Raw genomic sequence first — 19,142 nt, 5'->3', positions numbered from 1 at the left:
CCTTCCCGACCATCGTCTCCACTAACCAGAAGATGCCATGAATGCGACTCTTGCGGCGAACGACCCTTCCCTTCCGTCAGTAGTGTTTGCAGAGCTGAAAAAGGGCGGTTTTTCGCCCGAGCGCCTGAGCGAGGCGCAGGTTTTCTGCGAGGCTTTCTTTGCACGTATCGGGGGCGGCGACGCGCATCTGCACACACCGGTGCAGTGGGCGGCGCTGGTCGGCAGCCTGCTGGAGTTCATGCAGCAGCGCCGCGCCGGTTGCGCCAGCGTGCGCGTGCTCAGCCCGGCGGATGTGCAGGCCGGGCGCAGCCTGCTGCAGATCGTCACCGACGACATGCCGTTCCTGGTCGACACGGTCAGCATGATCGTCTCGTCGAAGCTGCAGATCCATGCGGTGATCCATCCGGTGCTGAAGGTGGCGCGCGACGCTTCCGGCAAGCTGCTGAGCCTCGGCGGCGACGCCGGCAGTGCCGAATCCCTGATGCATTTCGAGATCGACCGGCTCGCCGATACCGCCGAGCAGGCGCATCTGGAGGCGCAGGTCGAGGCCGCGCTGGACGACGTGCGCGCGGCGGTGAGCGACTGGTCGGCGATGCGCGACAAGGCACTGGCGGTCGCCAACGAGCTGCCGCAGCGCAAGCTGCCGCTGGATGCCGCTTCGGTGCAGGAGGCCAGCGAGTTCATGCGCTGGATCGCCGCCGACAATTTCACCTTCCTCGGCTACCGCGAATACGAAGTCGCCGACGCGGACGGCGATCGCGTATTGCGCGCGATCGAGTCGTCCGGCCTGGGCATCCTGCGCAGCAACGAGCGCTCGATGGCGCCGCGCTCGCTGCGCACGCTGGCCGCCAGCGAGCTGCCGCAGTCCGGCGCCACCGACGCGATCATCCTGACCAAGACCAACGCGCGTTCGCACGTGCACCGCACCGGCTACATGGATTACATCGGCGTGCTGCAGTTCGGCGCCGACGGCCGCGCCGTGGCCGAGCAGCGCTTCCTCGGCCTGTTCTCCTCCAATGCCTACATGGCCCGTCCGCAGGACGTGCCGCTGATGCGGCACAAGGTGGAGACCGTGCTGGCGCGCTCGGGCCTGAAGCGCGATTCGTATTCCGGCAAGTCGCTGCGGCACATCCTGGAAACGCTGCCGCGCGAGGAGCTGTTCCAGAGTACCGAAGACGAGCTGTTCGCCACCGCGATGGGCATCCTCGAGCTGCGCCAGCGCGCGCGCACGCGGCTGTTCATTCGCCGCGACCGTTACGGCCGCTTCTTCACCTGCATGGTGTTCGTGCCGCGCGACCGTTTCAACACCTCGGTGCGCGAGCGCATCGAGGCGCTGCTGGGTGCGGCGCTGCACGTCGAGCAGAGCGATTCCTCGGTGCAGATGGGCGAGGCCGCGCTGGCGCGGCTGACCATCGTGCTGCGGCCGAAGATCGGCGACCAGCCCGCGTACGACCTCGCCGAACTGGAGCGGGGCGTCGCCGGCATCGTGCGCAACTGGCACGACGAGGTGCGCGATGCGCTGGTGCAGCTGCGCGGCGAACATGAAGGCGTGGTGCTGGCCAACCGCTATGCGCGTTCGCTGCCGGCCGGCTATGTCGAGGACGTGAGCCCGGCGGTGGCCGCCGAGGACGTCCACCAACTGTCGCAGCTGGCCGGCGACAACGCATTGCGGATGTCGTTCTACCACCCGCCGAAGAAGCCGGAGACGCTGCGTTTCAAGGTCTACCGTTCGGGCGGCGACATCGCGCTGTCCGAGGTGCTGCCGCAACTGGAGAACCTCGGCCTGCGCGTGCTCACCGAACATGTCTACGACATTTCCGGCGGCGCGCCGCTGTCGATCCAGGATTTCGAGGTGCAGCCGGTCGGCAAGCTCACCTTCAGCGTGGAGCAGGTCGGTGCGCTGTTCGAGGATGCGTTCGAGAAGATCTGGCGCGGCAGCGCCGAGAACGACGGCTTCAACCGGCTGGTGCTGGGCGCCAAGCTGAGCTGGCGCCAGGTGGCGATGCTGCGCGGCTACTGCAAGTACCTGCTGCAGACCGGCGCCACCTTCTCGCAGTCGTACATGGAGGAAACCCTCAACCGCTATCCGGCGATCGCCGGCCTGCTGGTGGAACTGTTCCTGGCCAAGTTCGATCCGCGCCGCGAAGCGCTTTCCGCCGACGAGCTGAAGGCCGCCGGCGCCACCCTGGTCGCCGAGATGCAGGCGCTGATCCCGGCCAACGTGCAGGCCGCGCAGCCGGCGTTGATCGACGGCCTCGGTGCCATGCTGGCGAAGCCGCGCGACGAGCAGGTCCAGGCTGTCGAGCACGCGATCGGGATCCTGCTGGAGAACGTGGCCAGCCTCGACGAGGACCGCATCCTGCGCAGCTTCGTGAAGCTGATCCGCGCCACCCTGCGCACCAGCTTCTTCCAGCAGTGGGACGGCGCGTACCGCGACTACATCAGCTACAAGCTCGATTCGCACATGCTGCCCGACCTGCCCAAGCCGGTGCCGTACCGCGAGATCTGGGTGTGCGCCCCGCGCGTCGAGGGCATCCACCTGCGCTTCGGCGCGGTGGCGCGCGGCGGCCTGCGCTGGTCCGACCGGCGCGAGGATTTCCGCACCGAGGTGCTGGGCCTGGTCAAGGCGCAGATGGTCAAGAACACGGTCATCGTGCCGGTTGGTTCCAAGGGCGGCTTCTTCGTCAAGAAGGCGCCCGTTGGCGGCGACCGCGACGCGCAGCTGGCCGAGGGCATCGCCTGCTACCGCCTGTTCATCAACGGCCTGCTCGACATCACCGACAACCTGGTCGACGGCAAGGTGGTGAACCCGCACGACGTGGTGCGCCACGACGCGGACGACCCCTATCTGGTGGTGGCCGCGGACAAGGGCACCGCCACGTTCTCCGACATCGCCAACGCGATCTCGATCGAGCACAACTACTGGCTCGGCGACGCGTTCGCCTCCGGCGGTTCGCACGGCTACGACCACAAGGGCATGGGCATCACCGCGCGCGGTGCGTGGGAATCGGTCAAGCGCCACTTCCGCGCGCTCGGCCGCGACTGCCAGAGCCAGGACTTCACCTGCGTGGGCATCGGCGACATGTCCGGCGACGTGTTCGGCAACGGCATGCTGCTGTCCGAACACATCCGGCTGGTGGCCGCGTTCGACCATCGCCACGTGTTCCTCGACCCGAACCCGGATGCGGCGCGCGCGTTCGTCGAGCGCCAGCGCCTGTTCAAGGTGCCGCGCTCGAGCTGGGACGACTACGACAAGTCGCTGATCTCCGCCGGCGGCGGCGTCTATCCGCGCAGCGCCAAGTCGATCCCGATCTCGCCGGAAGTGCGCGTGGCGCTGGGGCTCAAGCCCGACGTCGAGCACCTGGCGCCGACCGACCTGCTCAGTGCGGTGCTCAAGGCGCCGGTCGACCTGTTGTGGAACGGCGGCATCGGCACCTACATCAAGTCGTCCGGTGAAACGCACGCCGAGGTGAGCGATCGCGCCAACAACGGCTTGCGCATCAACGGCGCCGACGTCCGCGCGAAGATCATCGGCGAGGGCGGCAACCTGGGCATGACCCAGAAAGGCCGCATCGAGGCGGCGCAGCACGGCGTGCTGCTGAATACCGACTTCATCGACAACTCCGCCGGCGTGGACACCTCCGACCATGAGGTGAACATCAAGATCCTGCTGAACGACGCCGTGCAGCGCGGCGAGCTGGGCTTCGACGCGCGCAACGCGCAGCTCGCCGCGATGACCGACGAGGTGGGCCAGCTGGTGCTGTGGGACAACTACCGGCAGAACCAGGCGATCACCCTGATGGAGCACCAGTCGGTGCACCGCATCGGTTCGATGGCGCACTTCATCCGCACGCTGGAGGCCGAGGGCACGCTCGATCGTCAGGTCGAGAACCTGCCGTCGGAAGCCGAACTGGCCGAGCGCAAGAGCCGCGGGCTGGGCCTGACCCGGCCGGAGCTGGCGGTGCTGCTGTCGTACGACAAGATGCGCCTGTTCCAGCAGCTGCTGGACTCGGACGTGCCGGAAGACCCGTACCTGTCGAAGGAACTGGTGCGCTACTTCCCCGTGCCGCTGCACGAGAAGTACGCCGCGCACATGCAGCGCCACCGGCTGAAGCGCGAGATCATCGCCACGGCGGTGACCAATTCGACGATCAACCGCATGGGCGCCACCTTCATGATGCGCATGCAGGAAGACACCGGGCAGGGGCCGGCGGCGATCGCCAAGGCCTATACCGCGGCACGCGAGATCCTCGAAGCGCGCGAGCTGTGGGCGGAGATCGAGGCGCTGGACGCCAAGGTCGCCGAGAACACCCAGATCGACGCGATCAAGCAGATCTGGTCGCTGCTGCGCCACATGACCCGCTGGCTGCTGAACCGTCCCGGTGGTTCGCTGGACATCGCCGCCAACGTCGAGCGTTACCAGGCCGGCGTGTCGGCCCTGCGCAAGGCGTTGCCGGGCGTGCTGACGCCGACCGGCAAGGGCGATTTCTCCTCCAGCCAGGAAAAGTGGGAAGGCCTGGGCCTGCCGGCGGAACTGGCGCTGCGGATGGCCCGCATGCCGGAGCTGCGCGCGGCGCTGGACATGGTCGAGGTAAGCCAGCAGAGCGGCCAGCCGATCGAGAAGGTGGCCGGCGTGTTCTACGAACTGGGCGAGGCGCTGGACCTGGAGTGGCTGCGCGACCAGATCGAGGCGCTGCCGGTGGAAGGTCACTGGCACGCGCAGGCTCGCGGCTCGCTGCTGGACGAACTCAACCACCAGCACCGGGCGTTGTCGCTGCAGGTGTTGAGCCTCGGCGGCGGCAACAAGGATGTCTCGCCGGTGCAGGCGTGGCTGCAGCGCGACGACGCCACGCTGCAGTACACCCGCGGCATGCTGGCGGAAATCCTCACCCAGAACGCGGACTACCCGATCGCCTCGGTCGCGGTCCGTCGCCTGGCGCAGTTGGCACAGGTGCCGGTCTGAGCAAGCTCGCATCGTAAAGCGGTATGAAACGCCCGGCGCCCGCAAGGTCGCCGGGCGTTTCTTTTATCCCACGCCTTTCGCGTGTCGCTGCTGTTGCCGTAGGAGCCCGCTCGCGGGCGATGCTCTTCCGAATCCAGAATCAAGAGCATCGCCCGCGAGCGGGCTCCTACGGTAAGCTCGGCTGACCTCCGCAACGGATTCCCGCGTATGCGCTTCGCCTTCGTCGCCAGTGACATCAGCGTCGCCCAGCAGGCGCGGCGCAAACTGGTGGATCGCTATGGCGACGTGCCGCCGGAGCAGGCGGAGCTGATCGTGGCGCTGGGCGGCGACGGCTTCATGCTGCGCACCCTGCACGCGTACCGCGCGGTGGAAGTGCCGGTCTACGGCATGAAGCTGGGCCGGGTCGGCTTCCTGATGAACAAGCACAGGCTCGATGGCCTGCCGGAGCGGATCGCGCGCGCGCACACGGCGTCGCTGTTCCCGTTGCAGATGGAGGTCGTCGACGCGGCCGGCAACCAGCACACGGCGCTGGCGTTCAACGAGGTCTCGCTGCTGCGCCAGAGCAACCAGGCCGCGCACCTGGAAGTGCAACTCAACGGCACCGTGAAGCTGCCGAACCTGATCTGCGACGGCATCATGGTGGCGACTCCGGCCGGCTCCACCGCCTACAACCTGTCCGCGCACGGCCCTATCCTGCCGCTGGACGCGAACGTGCTGGCGCTCACCCCGATCAGCCCGTTCCGACCCCGGCGCTGGCGTGGCGCGATCCTGCCGCACCGCACCGAGGTGATCCTGCGCGTGCTCGACCCGGGCAAGCGCCCGGTCAGCGCCACCGCCGATTTCCACGAGGTGCGCGACGTGCGCACGGTGGCGATCCGCCAGTCCGGCGGGCAGGGCGTGCGGCTGTTGTTCGATCCCGAGCACAATCTGGAGCAGCGCATCCTCGACGAGCAGTTCGCGGCTGATTGAGGAGCGAGTGAAGAGGAGCGAGAAAAGAGAGAAGGCAGGGCTCGCGCATTTCTCTCTTCACTCACTCCTCGCTCAATGCGCTAGATTCGCGTCATGACCCAGCCAACCGTCCACGCCCCCGACTCGCCTGTCGACAACCGCCTGGTCGTGGCGATTTCCTCGCGCGCGCTGTTCGACCTCGGCGACAGCCACGCGCTGTTCGAGCGCGAAGGCCTCGACGCCTACCGCTCGTTCCAGATCGAGCACGAGGACGAAATCCTGCGGCCCGGCGTGGCCTTCCCGCTGGTGCAGAAGCTGCTCGGCCTCAACAAGCTGGCCGGCGACGTGCCGCCGGTCGAGGTGATCCTGCTGTCGCGCAACTCCGGCGACACCGGCCTGCGCATCTTCAACGCGATCCAGCATTACGGCCTGGAAATCAGCCGTGCCGCGTTCACCAGTGGCGCGCCGACGTCCGACTACATCGCGCCGTTCAAGGCCGACCTGTTCCTCTCGGCCAACGCCGAGGACGTCGGCCGCGCGCTCGCCGCCGGCGTGGCCGCGGCCACCATCCTGCCCAGCACCGCGCCGCCGCGCGCCGGCGAGCAGCTGCGCATCGCGTTCGACGGCGACGCGGTGATCTTCGGCGACGAGGGCGAACGCGTATCGCGCGAGGAGGGCCTGGAAGCCTTCCACCGCAGCGAAACCGAACACGCCGCCGAGCCGTTGTCGGTGGGCCCGTTCCGCGGCTTCCTCACCGCGCTGCATCGCCTGCAGACCGCGTTCCCGGCCGAGGACTCGCCGATCCGCACCGCCCTGGTCACCGCCCGTTCCGCGCCCGCGCACAAACGCGTGATCCTCACCCTGCGTCGCTGGGGCGTGCGCATCGACGAGGCGCTGTTCCTCGGCGGCCGCGACAAGGGGCCGTTCCTCGACGCGTTCGGCGCCGACATCTTCTTCGACGACTCGCCGGCCAACGTGGAGTCCGCGCGCAAGCACGTGGCGACCGGGCACGTGCCGCACGGGGTCAGCAACCACTGAGCGAGGTGTCGGCCGGGAATGGCGCGCGCCGGCTTACGCCCCGCGCCATCCCTCGAAGCCGGTGAACATGGCCGCCGCGATCAGCAAGGCGCCCACGCAGCGGGTCGCCAGCGTTCCGGCCTTCGGCTTGCCTTGCAGCCATGCGCGGGCGCGGTCGGCCATCAACGCCAGCCCGCCGTAAACGCATAGCTGGTTGAGCGCGATGATCAGCCACAGCACCAGCGCCTGCGCCGCGATCGGGCCGTGCTCCGGGCGCAGGAACTGCGGAAAGACCGCCAGCATGAACAGGTAGGCCTTGGGGTTGAGCAGGCAGGTCAGCATGCCCTGGCGGAACGTCGCCGCGTGCGAGCGCCGTGGGGCATCCGGCTGCAGGGCCGGCGCAGCGTCGCTGCGCATCAGCGAGAGGCCGATCCAGGCGATGTACAGCGCGCCGGCCAGCAGCAGCGCGTTGAATGCGCCGGGGATCAATTCCAGCAGCACGCTGATGCCCAGCGCGGTCATCACGACATGGCACACGCCGCCGGCGACGATGCCGGCCAGCGCGGCGAAGCCGCGGCGGCGCCCGCCGGCCAGCGTGCTGCCCAGCACGAAGGCCATGTCCAGGCCGGGCAGCACCATGATGCCGAAGACCAGCGCGAAGAACAGCCATAGTTGCTCGACGTGGTTCATGGCGAAACCCCGGCGCCCGTGCCGGCAAGCCAGCGCAGGCGCGAGCGCGGGGTCGGGTCCATCACCACGCGCTCCGGCGCGCCGCGCAGGAGGCCACCCGCCGCCAGCGATCGTTCGGCGGACGTCAGGATCGGCGCGAGCCGCCGGTCCAGCGTGGCCTCGTCCCGGATCACGCCCAGCCAGACCAGGAACGGTCCGTCGGTGCGGATCGGCAACTGCGGGAAGTTGTTCGGCACATCCAGCGACACCAGCACGCCGGCCGGGTGCACGCCCTCGATGCGGTAGGCGTCGAACGCGGCCTCGGCCTGTTTCGCGAAGGTGTCCTCGCTGCCTTTCTTCACCGCGAAGATCTGCGCGACCACGATGCCCTGCGCGCCGCGTTCCTCGGTCACCGGATCGACCGCCGGCAGCACGCTGATGCCGTGTTCCGGATGCAGCGGGCGCAGCAGCATCACGTTGTCGCTGTCCGGCAGGATCGCGTTGACCTTGATCCGGTGCTCCTTCCACAGCGGCCCGTAGTAGAACGCCGCGTTGACGATCGGGCGCGCATTGATGTCGTGGAAGCCGCGCAGCCAGGTGAACCGGTTCGAGTGCCCGCGCTCGGTGAACTGGCCGAACACCATCGCACCGAGCTGCTCGAATGCTTCCGGGAAATACGCGTCGAAGTATTTGGCGAAGTGCGCCAGCTCGCCGTCCGCCGTGACGTAGCGGCGGAATTCGACGACCTGGTAGTCCTTGAGGTGCTGCACGCTTTCCGTCATGGGGGCCTCGTTCGCGGGTTTGCCGTGTGCCGGCATGGCTGCAGCGAGCGCGATGCCCGCGACGATGCCGGGTAACAGTCGTTTGAAGTGGTTCATGGGTTCCCTGGCCTGGGCGCCGGGTGGCGCAGGACACACGCTAAAACCCATACAGGGCAAATTACGCCCTGATTTGTCGCTACCATGGCCGCCATGGCGAAACCCACCACCCGCGTGCTGGCGGTGCTCGACCTGCTGCAGAGCCACGGCCGCATGAGCGGCCCCGAACTGGCGCGCCGGGTCGGCGTCGACGTGCGCACGCTGCGACGCTACATCGTGATGCTGGAGGACCTCGGCATTCCGCTCACCGCCGAGCGCGGCCGCCACGGCGCCTACATGCTGGTCGCCGGCTTCAGGCTGCCGCCGATGATGTTCACCAACGACGAGGCGGTGGCGCTGTCGGTAGGCATGGTGGCGGCGCGCGGGCTGGGCCTGGCCGAGGCGGCGCCGGCGGTGGAAAGCGTGCAGGCGAAACTGGCGCGGGTCATGCCCGATGGCCTGAAGCGCCACGTGCGCGCGATCGCCGACACGGTCAAGGTCGACCTGCTGCCGGCCTCGAGTACGCCCGGCAGCAATGCGGCGCTGATCGCGTTGACCGGCGCGGCGCAGGCGCAGCGGCGCGTGTCCATGGGCTACGACTCCGCCGCGGGTGCCCACACCGAGCGCGAGTTCGACCCGTACGGCCTGGCTTGGCGGGCGGGTGCCTGGTACGCGGTGGGCATGTGCCACCTGCGCCACGGCCTGCGCTCGTTCCGGCTGGATCGGGTCGGCGAGGTGCGCCTGCTCGATCGATCGTTCCGCCGGCCGCCCGGTTTCGACGCCCTGGACCAGCTGCAGCGGAGCATCGCCACGATACCTCACGCCCACGCGATCGAGGTGCTGCTGCACGCGGATCTGCCGACGGCGCGCAAGGCGTTCTCGCTGGCGTTCGGCCTGCTCGAACCGGTGCCGGGCGGCGTGCTGCTGCGTACCGGCGCCGACGACCTGGGCTGGTTCGCGCGCCAGCTCGCCGGTTTGCCGTTCGGCTTCGAGATACGCGCGCCGGCGGCGTTGCGCGCCGAACTCGCGCGCTGCGCCACGCGCCTGCGCGAACTGGCGCGTCCGCGTCGACGCTGACGGCGGCGGCTTTCAGGCGTGGAACGCGCGGCTGTCCGCGGGCGCCTGTTCGCGCTCGCGCATGCCGTAGTCGCGGTCGACGCTGGCCACGCGCAGCCGGTAGTCGCTGAAGATGCCGGCGCGGCCCTGGCCCTGGGCGAGGCGGTGCGCCTCCGTTCGGCGCCAGCCCGCCACCGCCTCCTCGTCGCGCCAGAACGACAGCGAGAGGATTTTCCCCGGGGTCGAGAGGCTCTGGAAGCGCTCGATCGAAAGGAAGCCGTCGATGCCGTCGAGCAGCGGGCGCAGGCCGGCGGCGATGTCCAGATAGTCCTGTCCGCGTCCATCGGCCGGCACGAGTTCGAAGATCACCGCGATCATGGCTGCATGTCCTGCGCTGCGCGGATGAAGGCGTTCACGCTGCGGTACAGGGAGTGACGGTTGCGCTCCAGGTGCATCACGTGGCTGCCGTGGCCGATGCGCATGCGCCAGGTGAGCGGGCTGGCGCTGAACTTCGCCAGGAAGGCCGTGGCACCGGCGTCGTCGGTGACCGTGTCGTAGTCGCCGTACACCACGAAGACCGGAACCCTGACGGTCGAGGGGTCGTACGGATAGCCGCCGCCGGATGCCACCGCGTCGATGTCCGCCGCGGGGCCGGCGGGAATGCGCAGATCGCCCGGCGGGTCGCCCGCCACGTGCGGCACCGACGCGTCGAATTCGCCGGCCCAGCGCCGCGCGACGGCCGGTTCCAGCAAGGTCAGCCCCGGCGGCAGGACATGCTTGAAGCGCAGCTGTTGATAGCGTGCCTCGGCACTGATCGTCCACCACGCTTCGTGCACGGGTTCGGCAGGCTCGCCCGGCTTCGGCACGACCGGGCCGAACAGGGTGAGCGAGGCCAGCGCGCCGGGATGTTTCGCGGCGAACGTGGCGGCCGGAAGGGTGCCCCAGGAATGCGCGACCAGATGGACGCGGCCCATCCCGCGCTTCTTGCGCAGATAGTCGATGGCCACGCCGATTTCCCGCGCGGCTTCCGGGGCGCGGGTCACCGGCGAGGCATCTGCGGCGGCGTGTGCCATGGCCGCGGGGCGGCTGGACGCGCCAAAGCCGACGAAGTCCAGGCCGCAGGCGAGAAAACCCTGCCGCGCCATGAAGTCCATCCACGAATCACCGGGCGCGAATTCGAAACCGAACGCCAGCATGGTCGGGAAACTGGCGCCGTGCACGAACAGCACGACCTGGCCGTTCGCCTGCGCCGGAGTCACGCAGTGCAGGGCGACTTGCTGGCTGGCGTCGTGCGCGACGGGCAGGTGGATCGTGCTTGCGGAAAGGGCGGAGATCAGTCCGAGTGCCAGTAATCCCGACATGCATGCGGCCTTCATGGGTGAGCGATGCAGCCATGATGGGTCCGGTCCGCCGGCACATGTTTCGGCGGGCGGCGAAACATGCGCGTGTCCCGTTGTGGCAGCAGATCGCGCCGGCCGGGTCGTGCCGGCCTGCCGTCAGAGCATGCGCATGCGCTTCCACCATTGCGTGACCTGCTCCTCGCGCACGAAGGTGAACAGGCCGGCGCCGAGGATGATCGCGATGCCGATCGCCATCGGCCAGTCCAGGCGGTCGTGGAACAGCACGTAGCCGAGCAGCACGGCCCACAGCATCTGGCTGTACTGGGTGGGCGCGACGTGGTTGGCGGGCGCCTTCTGGGTAGCCAGCATCAGCAGCACCGAGGCGAGCGCGGCGAGCAGGCCGTAGCCGAGCAGGAGCAGCCATTGGTGCAGGGACGGCCAGACGAAGGCCGGCAGCATCAGCACGCCGGTCAGCAGGATCGAGCCGACCACGCCGGCGCCGTACAGGGTGACGCGCTTTTCGTGCGAGCCGGACAGGCGCAGGGCGATCATCGAGACGGCGCCGGAAAGGCCGCAGACGATCGCCGCCAGGTGGCCGACGCCGAGCACCCGGAAGCCCGGCCGCAGCACCACCAGCACGCCGATGAAGCCGGCCACCACCGCCGACCAGCGGCGCCAGCCCACGTGCTCCCCCAGCACCAGCACCGACAGGATGGTGACGAAGATCGGCAGCAGGAAGATCAGAGCGAACGCCTCGGCCATCGGCAGCGCGGTGAAGGCGATCACCGCCGCCGTGCTGCCCACCGCGCTGGCGAGCGCGCGCACCAGCCACAGCCCCTGGCGCTGCGCGACCAGCACCTCGTGCCAGCGGTCGTCGCGCTTGCGGATGAAGGGCAGGGCGCTCAGGCCCAGCACGGCGCCGAAGAACACCGCCTCGTAGGCCGGCAGCGAGCCGCGCAGCGATTTCACGAACGCGTCGCTGATGGCGTAGGCGGCAAATGCCGCGAAACCGAGCAGTACACCTTTGAACATGGGTTTTCGTCAGGGGGGACGTGGCGTGGGGGCGGGAGTCGTAGGGCCATCGTGGGCCGCGCTACAATACCGGCTTTTACGCCCCCTCTCCGGAGCTCCCATGGCTGTCAGTCTGAATCCGCTCGATCTGTACGATGTCCGTTCGCTGCTCACCGACGAGGAACGCATGGTGCAGGACACCGTCGGCCGCTTCGTCGACGAGCGCGTGCTGCCGATCATCGGCGACTGCTTCGACCAGGCGCGTTTCCCGAAGGAACTGATCCCGGAGATCGCCGCGCTCGGCCTGCTCGGCGCCACGATTCCCGAGACCTACGGCGGCGCCGGCATGAACGGCGTGAGCTATGGCCTGATCTGCCAGGAGCTGGAGCGCGGCGATTCGGGCCTGCGCAGCTTTGCCTCGGTGCAGAGCTCGCTGTGCATGTACCCGATCTACGCCTACGGCAGCGAGGAGCAGAAGCAGCACTACCTGCCGCAGATGTCGGCCGGCGAAGTGATCGGCTGCTTCGGCCTGACCGAACCGCACGGCGGTTCCGATCCGGCGAACATGAAGACCCACGCGAAGAAGGATGGCGGCGACTGGGTCATCAACGGCGCCAAGATGTGGATCACCAACGGCAACCTGGCGCACATCGCCATCGTGTGGGCGCAGACCGGGGACGGCATCCAGGGCTTCGTGGTGCCGACCGACACGGCCGGCTTCAAGGCGCAGGAAATCCACAAGAAGATGAGCCTGCGCGCCTCGGTCACCAGCGCGCTGTTCTTCGACAACGTGCGTGTGCCGGACAGCGCGCGGCTGCCGAACGCGAAGGGCCTGAAGGGGCCGCTGGGTTGCCTGACCCAGGCGCGCTACGGCATCACCTGGGGCCCGATCGGCGCCGCGCAGGCTTGCCTCAAGGAAGTGCTCGACTACACGAAGGAGCGCATCCTGTTCGGCCGTCCGCTCGCCTCCAACCAGGCGGTGCAGCTGAAGATGGCCGACATGGCCCGCCGCATCACCACCGCGCAGCTGCTGTCGCTGCAGCTGGGTCGGCTGAAGGATGCCGGCAGGATACAGCCGACCCAGGTCTCGCTGGCGAAGTGGAACAACTGCCGCATGGCGATCGACATCGCGCGCCAGTGCCGCGACATCCTCGGCGGCGCCGGCATCACCACCGAACACGGCGCGATCCGCCACGCGCTGAACCTGGAATCGGTGATCACCTATGAAGGCACCGAGACGGTGCACGAGCTGGTGGTGGGCCGCGAGCTGACCGGCATCAACGCATTCTGAGCGGAGCGTGGCGCGCATGGACCTCGATTCGCTGCGCATCGAAACCGATCGGCTGATCCTGCGTCCGCCGCGGGCGGAGGATTTCGATGCCTACGCGGCCAACATGGCCGACGCCGAGGCGGCGCAGTTCATCGGTGGCCAACAATCACGCGCCGCCGCCTGGCGCGGTTTCCTGACCCTGGCGGGCGCCTGGTCGATCCAGGGTTTTGCGATGTTCTCGGTGATCGAGAAAAGCAGCGGCCAGTGGATCGGCCGGCTCGGGCCATGGCATCCGGCCGACTGGCCCGGTACGGAAGTGGGCTGGGGCCTGGCGCGCGCCGCCTGGGGCAAGGGCTACGCGCTGGAAGGCTGCGTGGCGGCGGTCGACTGGACGTTCGACCGACTGGGCTGGAGCGAGATGATCCATTCGATCCATCCGGACAACCACGCCTCGCAGGCGCTGGCGCAGCGGCTCGGCTCGACCTGCCGCGGGCCGGGCAAGCTGCCGGCGCCGTACGAGGATTCGCCGACCGAGATATGGGCACAGACGCGCGAGCAATGGCGCCGTCGCCGCGCACGGCCATGAGTGCCTCCGTCCATGTCGACACGGCGGCGGCATTGCGCGAGGTACTCGCTGCGGCGGTACCGGACCTGCATCGCCTTTGCCGCGATCCGTGGACGCTGATCGGCAGCGCCGCGGCGCGGCTGGCCGGCGCGGAGGTGACGGTGGCCGATCTCGACGTGTTGACCAGCGTGCGCGATGCGGAAACCCTGATCGGGCATTGGCGGGCCCGGCGCGATGATACTTATGTGCCGCGCGGCGAAGAGCGTTTCCGTTCGTGTTTCGCCCGCTTCCGTTTCCCCGGGTTGCCGGTGGAAGTGATGGGCGGCCTCGAACTCTGCGGCGAACGCGGCTGGGAGCCGGTGCGGGTCGACCGGATCGTCACGCTGGATAGGGGCGGCCTCGCGGTCCCGATTCCCGTGGTGGCGGAACAGATCCGCGTGCTGGAAAGTTTCGGACGCCCCAAGGACCTGCAGCGCGCGGCGCTGCTGAAGCGCTTGAGCGAGGAACGGCAATGATCACCATCTACGGCATGCGTGCCTCCGGCAACTGCTACAAGCTGCAGCTGCTGCTGGACCAGCTGGGCCGCGACTACCGCTGGGTCGACGTGGACAGCGCACATGGCGAGACGCGCACGCCGGGCTACCTGGCGAAGAACCCGAACGGCAAGGTGCCGCTGCTGGAGCTGGACGACGGCCGCCGGCTGGCCGAATCCGACGCGATCCTCTGTTACCTCGCCGAAGGCACGCCGTTCCTGCCGGACGATCGCTGGCTGCGCGCGCAGACGCTGCAGTGGCTGTTCTTCGAGCAGTACAGCCACGAGCCGTGCATCGCGGTGGCGCGCTTCATCCGCGGCTGGCTGCCGCCCGACCACCCGCGCCAGGCCGAGGTTCCGGCGCTGCTGCAGAAGGGCGCGCAGGTACTGGCGGTGATGGAACGGCACCTGGCCGGGCGCGAGTGGTTCGTGGGCGAGCGCTACGGCATCGCCGACATCGCGCTGTACGCATACACCCATTGCGCCGGCGACGGCGGGTTCGATCTGTCCGCCTTCCCGAACATCCGTGACTGGCTGGCCCGCGTGCGGGCACAGCCTGGCCACACCCCGATGCAACATTGACCCTACCCACCTTGCCGATAACCGCCATGTCCCTACCGTTCACCCTCAGCGCTCGCCACAAGGGTTTCAACCGTGCCGAGATCGTCGACCAGAACTTCATCGAGTTCGTGCAGCTGTGGCGGGGCGACGTGCGCGCCGCGCCGCGCGACAGCGAGGCGGTGCTGCCGGGCAGCGCGCTGGATGCACGGGGGTTTCGCGAGCTGCTGGAATCGCAGCTGATCTCGCGCCACCTCGACCTGATGGCGCGCGTGCTGCGCGTGCAGAACAAGGTGTTCTACACGATCGGCTCCAGCGGCCACGAGGGCAACGCGATGGTGGCGCGGCTGGCCCGGCATACCGATCCGGCGTTCCTGCATTACCGCTCGGGCGGGTTCATGGCCGAGCGCTTCCGCAAGATCCCGGGGATGGACCCGGTGATGGATTCGGCGCTGAGCTTCGCCGCCAGCAAGGACGATCCGGCCTCCGGCGGCCGCCACAAGGTGTGGGGCAGCAAGCCGTTGTGGGTGCTGCCGCAGACCTCCACGATCGCCTCGCACCTGCCCAAGGCGCTGGGTACCGCCGTGGCGATCGAGCAGGCCCGGCGCATCGGCCACCCGCTGCCGATTCCCGAGGACAGCATCACGATCTGCTCGTTCGGCGACGCTTCCAGCAACCATGCCACCGCACAGACCGCGTTCAACACCGCGGCGTGGACGGCGTACCAGAAGCTGCCCGCGCCGGTGCTGTTCGTGTGCGAGGACAACGGCATCGGCATCTCGGTGAAGACGCCCAGCGGCTGGATCGCGAACAACTACCAGCATCGCGCGAACCTGGATTATTTCTTCGCCGACGGCCTCGACCTGGCCGAAGGCTACGCCCAGGTGCGGCGCGCGGTGGAGCATTGCCGCGGCACGCGCCGGCCCACCTTCCTGCACCTCAAGACCACCCGCGTGATGGGCCACGCCGGCACCGACTTCGAGATCGAGTGGCGCTCGATCGAAGAACTCTTTGCGGTGGAGGCGACCGATCCGCTGCTGCGCTCGGCCGGCATCGCGCTGGAGTCGGGCCTGTATTCGAAGGATGCGTTGCTGGACCTGTACGAGGCCACCCGCAAGCGCTGCTTCGCCGCCGCCGAGGACGCGGATTCGCGCCATCGGCTGACCTCGCTGGAAGACGTGATGAAGCCGCTGGCGCCGTACACGCCGGCCGCGGTGAAGGCCGAGGCCGAGCGCGCCGACTACGCGGAGAAGCGCCTGGCGGTGTTCGGCGGCGAGGCGAAGCTGCCGGAGAAACTGCCGCCGCGGCATCTGGCGATCCAGATCGGGCAGGCGCTGCACGACCTGCTGGCGAAGTATCCCGAGGCGCTGCTGTTCGGCGAGGACGTGGCGCAGAAGGGCGGTGTGTACACCGTCACCAAGGGCCTCAACAAGGTCTTCAAGGGCAGCCGCGTGTTCAACACGCTGCTGGACGAGACGATGATCCTGGGCCTGGCCCAGGGCTACGCGAACATGGGCATGCTGCCGCTGCCGGAGATCCAGTACCTGGCGTACTTCCACAACGCCTGCGACCAGATCCGCGGCGAGGCGGCGTCGCTGCAGTTCTTCTCCAACGGCCAGTACCGCAACCCGATGGTGATGCGCGTCGCCTCGCTGGGCTACCAGAAGGGCTTCGGCGGCCACTTCCACAACGACAACTCGATCACCGCGCTGCGCGACATTCCCGGGCTGGTGGTGGGTTGCCCCAGCCGCGGCGACGACGCGGCGATGATGTTGCGCACGTTGATGGCGCTGGCGAAAGTGGACGGCCGCGTGTGCGCCTTTCTCGAACCGATCGCGCTGTACATGACCAAGGACCTGTACGAAGCCGGCGACGGCCAGTGGCAGTTCGACTATCCCGCACCCGATCAGGCGATGACGCTGGGCGAAGGCCGCATCTACAACGAGGCGGCGAACGACCTGGTGGTGTTCACCTTCGGCAACGGCGTGCCGATGGCGCTGCGCGCCGCGCGCACGATCGAAAAGGAGCTGGGCTGGCAGGTGCGCGTGGTCGACCTGCGCTGGCTGGCGCCGCTCAACGACGCCTTCATCGCGGCGCAGGCGAAGACCGCCAAACGCATCCTGGTGCTGGACGAAGGCCGCAAGAGCGCCGGTGTGGGCGAGGGCGTGATCACCGCGATTGTCGAAGGCGGCTGCGGTGCCACGCCGCTCAAGCGCGTGGTCGGCGCTGACACCTTCACCCCGCTGGCCGGGGCGGCGCTGCTGGTGCTGCCGGGCGAGGCCGAGGTGGCGGCGGCGGCGCGGGAGCTGGCGAAGCGCTGACGGCAGCGGTCAACGCTCGCGCGTTTCCACCACGTGCAGGCGCGGGCCGGCCGGTGTGCTGTTGGCGTGCAGCGAGACCCGGTTGCGGCCGCCCAGCTTGGCGTCGTACATGGCCTGGTCGGCGCGATCGACCAGGGACTCCACGTCGTCGCCTTCCCGGCGCGCGGCGACGCCGATGCTGACGCTGAGCAGCAGCGAATCCTCGCTGACGGGTATTTCCAGCCGGTGCACGCGCCGGCACAGGCGGGTCGCCACCTGCATGGCCTGTTGCGCCGGGATGCCGTCGAGAAGGGCGACGAACTCCTCGCCGCCGTAGCGGCCGAGCAGGTCGGCGGGTCGCAGCTCGGTGGCCAGCGCCTTGGCCACGGCGACCAGGGCGCGGTCGCCGGCGTTGTGGCCCTGGCGATCGTTCAGCAGCTTGAAATGATCCAGGTCGAGGAACAGCAGCGCGATAGGCCGCGGCGGTCCGCTGGACAGCAGGGCGCTGGCGCGCTCGGTCCAGGCGCGGCGGTTCAGCACGTTGGTGAGCGCGTCGTGGTCGGCCAGCACCCGCACGATGTCGCGGTCGTGGCGCAACCTGAGCGCACGGTCGGCCAGGCCGATCGACAGCACGATCGCCTCGAACGCACCGCCGGCCAGGCTGGCGTCGTTGAGCCAGTCCAGTTGCGGCAGCGCGCCGCCGACCTGGGCGCTGGTCAGCGCGGTGAGCAGCAGCAGCGGCGTCCAGCCGGCCAGGAAGAACCATGCCTGGCGCGAACCGCGCGCCGCGGCGACGATGGCGGCCACCAGCAGCAAGGCGGCGCCGATCATCAGCAAGGGGTTGAGCAGGATCTGCGCCACCTCGACCAGCAACGGGATCCGGCTGCTGCGCATCAGCACCAGCTGGATCATGCCCACCGCCAGCGCCATGATCGGCACCCGCAGCAGCGGCGCGTAACTCTGCAGTTCGCAGAACCGCATCATGAACAGCGAGGCGAACGCGACCGACAGCGCCACGGCGGCCGAACCGGCCAGCAAGGCCATGCCCGACAGCCATTCCCACTCCATCGGATGGAACACGAAGCCGGTCTGGATGCCCTGGATCAGCGCGTAGCAGAGGATGTAGCCGGCGTACCAGGCGTAGGTGACGTCGCGCAGCATCAGCGCGAAGCACAGCGCCATCAGCACCATGGCCAGCATCACCGCGAAACAGGCGCTGGCGAAGACCAGCCACTGCGCGTCGGCGCGCGCGTACTCGTTCCAGGATTCCAGGTGGAAGCGTACCGGTGCGCTCAGCGTCTGCGACGGTTCGAACTTCAGCAGGATCGGCGCCGAGCCGGCCATGCTGGCGGGCAGTTGCCAGGCCAGCCGGCCGTGGCCGTGGGTCGATGCGCTGAAGTCGTCCAGCGCCAGTGTCTGCGGCTGATCGCTGCCGAACACGGTGACCGAGCCCAGCGTGGGCGGGTAGATCGTCAGCACCCGTGTCGTGTTGTTGTCCCAGGGCGGCTGTGGCGCGATCACCACCCAGCTGCCGGTGCTGTTCTGCGGGAACCGCTGCAGCAGGGACGGATCGAAACTCTTCAGCAGGCCGGCATGGTATTCGTGCAGCACGGATTGCGGCGTGTCGCCAGCGTGCGCCTCGCGCCAGGCACCGTTCAGCGGCGTGGCGGCGTGGACCACGCCCAGTCCGAACCAGAACAGGCCCAGCACGAAGCCGCACCATGATCGCCTTGGGCGGATCGATGTCGGCATTGTGACCAGCCTCTCCATTTGCCTCTCCCCGCTGTGCGAGCATCTTGCAGGACTGCAGGTGGATGGTGCGCGTGCAGGCCGCTCCGCGGCATCACGCCCCGGCATGCTCCAGGGCACAGGGCCGCCTGTCTCCTTGCCCGCCGGATCCCCGCCCCGTGACCTGCCATGGAGCGGGCGACAACAGCCGAACGTGCATCATCTTTTGTCCCCGTGTCAAGCACGGGCCGTGCCAATGCCACGGCCCGTGCCGCACAGCCAGGCCACGCGCCGTTTGCGGGCTCCCGGACGGACGGCACCCGGCATG

At 68.8% G+C, this 19,142-nt stretch carries 15 protein-coding genes; 9 read left to right on the top strand and 6 right to left on the bottom strand.

All coding sequences use genetic code 11. The features are described 5' to 3' along the window. The first annotated feature begins 37 nt into the window (after window positions 1–37). From KK131_RS02785 to KK131_RS02775, 3 genes are all read left to right on the top strand, one after another. Window positions 38–4,963: an NAD-glutamate dehydrogenase domain-containing protein gene (locus tag KK131_RS02785; protein ID WP_214555132.1), complete on the top strand. Its 4,926-nt coding sequence runs from the start codon at window positions 38–40 to the stop codon at window positions 4,961–4,963. Between the two features lie 207 nt (window positions 4,964–5,170). After that, window positions 5,171–5,932, top strand: coding sequence for an NAD kinase (locus KK131_RS02780; protein WP_214555130.1), 762 nt, complete (start codon window positions 5,171–5,173; stop codon window positions 5,930–5,932). A 93-nt stretch (window positions 5,933–6,025) separates the two neighbouring features. Then, a complete protein-coding gene (locus KK131_RS02775; protein WP_214555129.1) occupies window positions 6,026–6,949 on the top strand; it encodes a 5'-nucleotidase in 924 nt (307 codons plus the stop codon). Between the two features lie 33 nt (window positions 6,950–6,982). Here the strand turns inward: KK131_RS02775 and KK131_RS02770 are convergent, their stop codons facing one another. Together KK131_RS02770 and KK131_RS02765 are read right to left on the bottom strand one after the other, a co-directional pair. Continuing rightward, window positions 6,983–7,618: a LysE family translocator gene (locus KK131_RS02770; protein WP_214555127.1), complete on the bottom strand. Its 636-nt coding sequence runs from the start codon at window positions 7,616–7,618 to the stop codon at window positions 6,983–6,985. After that, window positions 7,615–8,475 carry an NIPSNAP family protein gene (locus tag KK131_RS02765; protein WP_214555125.1) on the bottom strand — a complete coding sequence of 287 codons (861 nt, stop codon included), beginning with the start codon at window positions 8,473–8,475 and terminating at the stop codon, window positions 7,615–7,617. The genes KK131_RS02770 and KK131_RS02765 overlap by 4 nt, the downstream gene beginning before the upstream one ends. 93 nt (window positions 8,476–8,568) lie before the next feature. Between KK131_RS02765 and KK131_RS02760 the strand changes: the two genes are divergently transcribed. Then, window positions 8,569–9,531, top strand: a complete 963-nt coding sequence (locus KK131_RS02760) for a YafY family protein (RefSeq protein WP_250887139.1) — start codon at window positions 8,569–8,571, stop codon at window positions 9,529–9,531. 12 nt (window positions 9,532–9,543) lie between these two features. Here the strand turns inward: KK131_RS02760 and KK131_RS02755 are convergent, their stop codons facing one another. From KK131_RS02755 to KK131_RS02745, 3 genes are all read right to left on the bottom strand, one after another. Then, window positions 9,544–9,888: an antibiotic biosynthesis monooxygenase gene (locus tag KK131_RS02755; RefSeq protein ID WP_214555123.1), complete on the bottom strand. Its 345-nt coding sequence runs from the start codon at window positions 9,886–9,888 to the stop codon at window positions 9,544–9,546. After that, entirely contained in the window at window positions 9,885–10,871 is a 987-nt protein-coding gene (locus KK131_RS02750; RefSeq protein WP_214555122.1) for an alpha/beta fold hydrolase, read from the bottom strand. Before KK131_RS02750 ends, KK131_RS02755 begins: the two co-directional genes overlap by 4 nt. Before the next feature lie 135 nt (window positions 10,872–11,006). After that, window positions 11,007–11,882 (bottom strand): DMT family transporter, encoded by an 876-nt coding sequence (locus KK131_RS02745; protein ID WP_214555121.1) that lies wholly within the window; start codon window positions 11,880–11,882, stop codon window positions 11,007–11,009. Between the two features lie 100 nt (window positions 11,883–11,982). Here KK131_RS02745 and KK131_RS02740 point away from each other — a divergent pair, with 100 nt between their 5' ends. The 5 genes from KK131_RS02740 to KK131_RS02720 are packed head-to-tail and all read left to right on the top strand — an operon-like array spanning window position 11,983 to window position 17,107. After that, window positions 11,983–13,152: an acyl-CoA dehydrogenase family protein gene (locus tag KK131_RS02740; RefSeq protein WP_214555119.1), complete on the top strand. Its 1,170-nt coding sequence runs from the start codon at window positions 11,983–11,985 to the stop codon at window positions 13,150–13,152. Between the two features lie 16 nt (window positions 13,153–13,168). Continuing rightward, entirely contained in the window at window positions 13,169–13,717 is a 549-nt protein-coding gene (locus KK131_RS02735) for a GNAT family N-acetyltransferase (protein ID WP_214555117.1), read from the top strand. Beyond that, on the top strand, window positions 13,714–14,211 hold the full coding sequence (locus KK131_RS02730; protein WP_214555115.1) for a hypothetical protein: 498 nt from the start codon (window positions 13,714–13,716) through the stop codon (window positions 14,209–14,211). The genes KK131_RS02735 and KK131_RS02730 overlap by 4 nt, the downstream gene beginning before the upstream one ends. Further along, the gene (locus KK131_RS02725; protein WP_214555114.1) at window positions 14,208–14,810 is read left to right on the top strand and encodes a glutathione S-transferase family protein; all 603 of its coding nucleotides are present in this window, start codon (window positions 14,208–14,210) and stop codon (window positions 14,808–14,810) included. Before KK131_RS02730 ends, KK131_RS02725 begins: the two co-directional genes overlap by 4 nt. Window positions 14,811–14,836: 26 nt before the next feature. Further along, complete coding sequence (locus KK131_RS02720; RefSeq protein ID WP_214555112.1) at window positions 14,837–17,107, top strand: thiamine pyrophosphate-dependent enzyme; 2,271 nt, start codon at window positions 14,837–14,839, stop codon at window positions 17,105–17,107. A 9-nt stretch (window positions 17,108–17,116) separates the two neighbouring features. On the opposite strand, the gene KK131_RS02715 is transcribed toward KK131_RS02720, so the two are convergent. Then, window positions 17,117–18,856, bottom strand: coding sequence for a diguanylate cyclase (locus KK131_RS02715; RefSeq protein ID WP_214555110.1), 1,740 nt, complete (start codon window positions 18,854–18,856; stop codon window positions 17,117–17,119). Window positions 18,857–19,142 lie beyond the last annotated feature (286 nt).

This window comes from Rhodanobacter sp. LX-99 (genome assembly GCF_018599185.1).
GTDB lineage: Bacteria > Pseudomonadota > Gammaproteobacteria > Xanthomonadales > Rhodanobacteraceae > Rhodanobacter.
This window is presented reverse-complemented; position numbering and strand designations above follow the sequence as displayed.

What these genes read in the sequence shown, in the direction of transcription:
- KK131_RS02785 (WP_214555132.1), top strand. Translation starts at nt 38, where the DNA reads ATGAATGCGACTCTTGCGGCGAACGACCCTTCCCTTCCGTCAGTAGTG.
- KK131_RS02780 (WP_214555130.1), top strand. Translation starts at nt 5,171, where the DNA reads ATGCGCTTCGCCTTCGTCGCCAGTGACATCAGCGTCGCCCAGCAGGCG.
- KK131_RS02775 (WP_214555129.1), top strand. Translation starts at nt 6,026, where the DNA reads ATGACCCAGCCAACCGTCCACGCCCCCGACTCGCCTGTCGACAACCGC.
- KK131_RS02770 (WP_214555127.1), bottom strand. Translation starts at nt 7,618, where the DNA reads ATGAACCACGTCGAGCAACTATGGCTGTTCTTCGCGCTGGTCTTCGGC.
- KK131_RS02765 (WP_214555125.1), bottom strand. Translation starts at nt 8,475, where the DNA reads ATGAACCACTTCAAACGACTGTTACCCGGCATCGTCGCGGGCATCGCG.
- KK131_RS02760 (WP_250887139.1), top strand. Translation starts at nt 8,569, where the DNA reads ATGGCGAAACCCACCACCCGCGTGCTGGCGGTGCTCGACCTGCTGCAG.
- KK131_RS02755 (WP_214555123.1), bottom strand. Translation starts at nt 9,888, where the DNA reads ATGATCGCGGTGATCTTCGAACTCGTGCCGGCCGATGGACGCGGACAG.
- KK131_RS02750 (WP_214555122.1), bottom strand. Translation starts at nt 10,871, where the DNA reads ATGTCGGGATTACTGGCACTCGGACTGATCTCCGCCCTTTCCGCAAGC.
- KK131_RS02745 (WP_214555121.1), bottom strand. Translation starts at nt 11,882, where the DNA reads ATGTTCAAAGGTGTACTGCTCGGTTTCGCGGCATTTGCCGCCTACGCC.
- KK131_RS02740 (WP_214555119.1), top strand. Translation starts at nt 11,983, where the DNA reads ATGGCTGTCAGTCTGAATCCGCTCGATCTGTACGATGTCCGTTCGCTG.
- KK131_RS02735 (WP_214555117.1), top strand. Translation starts at nt 13,169, where the DNA reads ATGGACCTCGATTCGCTGCGCATCGAAACCGATCGGCTGATCCTGCGT.
- KK131_RS02730 (WP_214555115.1), top strand. Translation starts at nt 13,714, where the DNA reads ATGAGTGCCTCCGTCCATGTCGACACGGCGGCGGCATTGCGCGAGGTA.
- KK131_RS02725 (WP_214555114.1), top strand. Translation starts at nt 14,208, where the DNA reads ATGATCACCATCTACGGCATGCGTGCCTCCGGCAACTGCTACAAGCTG.
- KK131_RS02720 (WP_214555112.1), top strand. Translation starts at nt 14,837, where the DNA reads ATGTCCCTACCGTTCACCCTCAGCGCTCGCCACAAGGGTTTCAACCGT.
- KK131_RS02715 (WP_214555110.1), bottom strand. Translation starts at nt 18,856, where the DNA reads ATGGAGAGGCTGGTCACAATGCCGACATCGATCCGCCCAAGGCGATCA.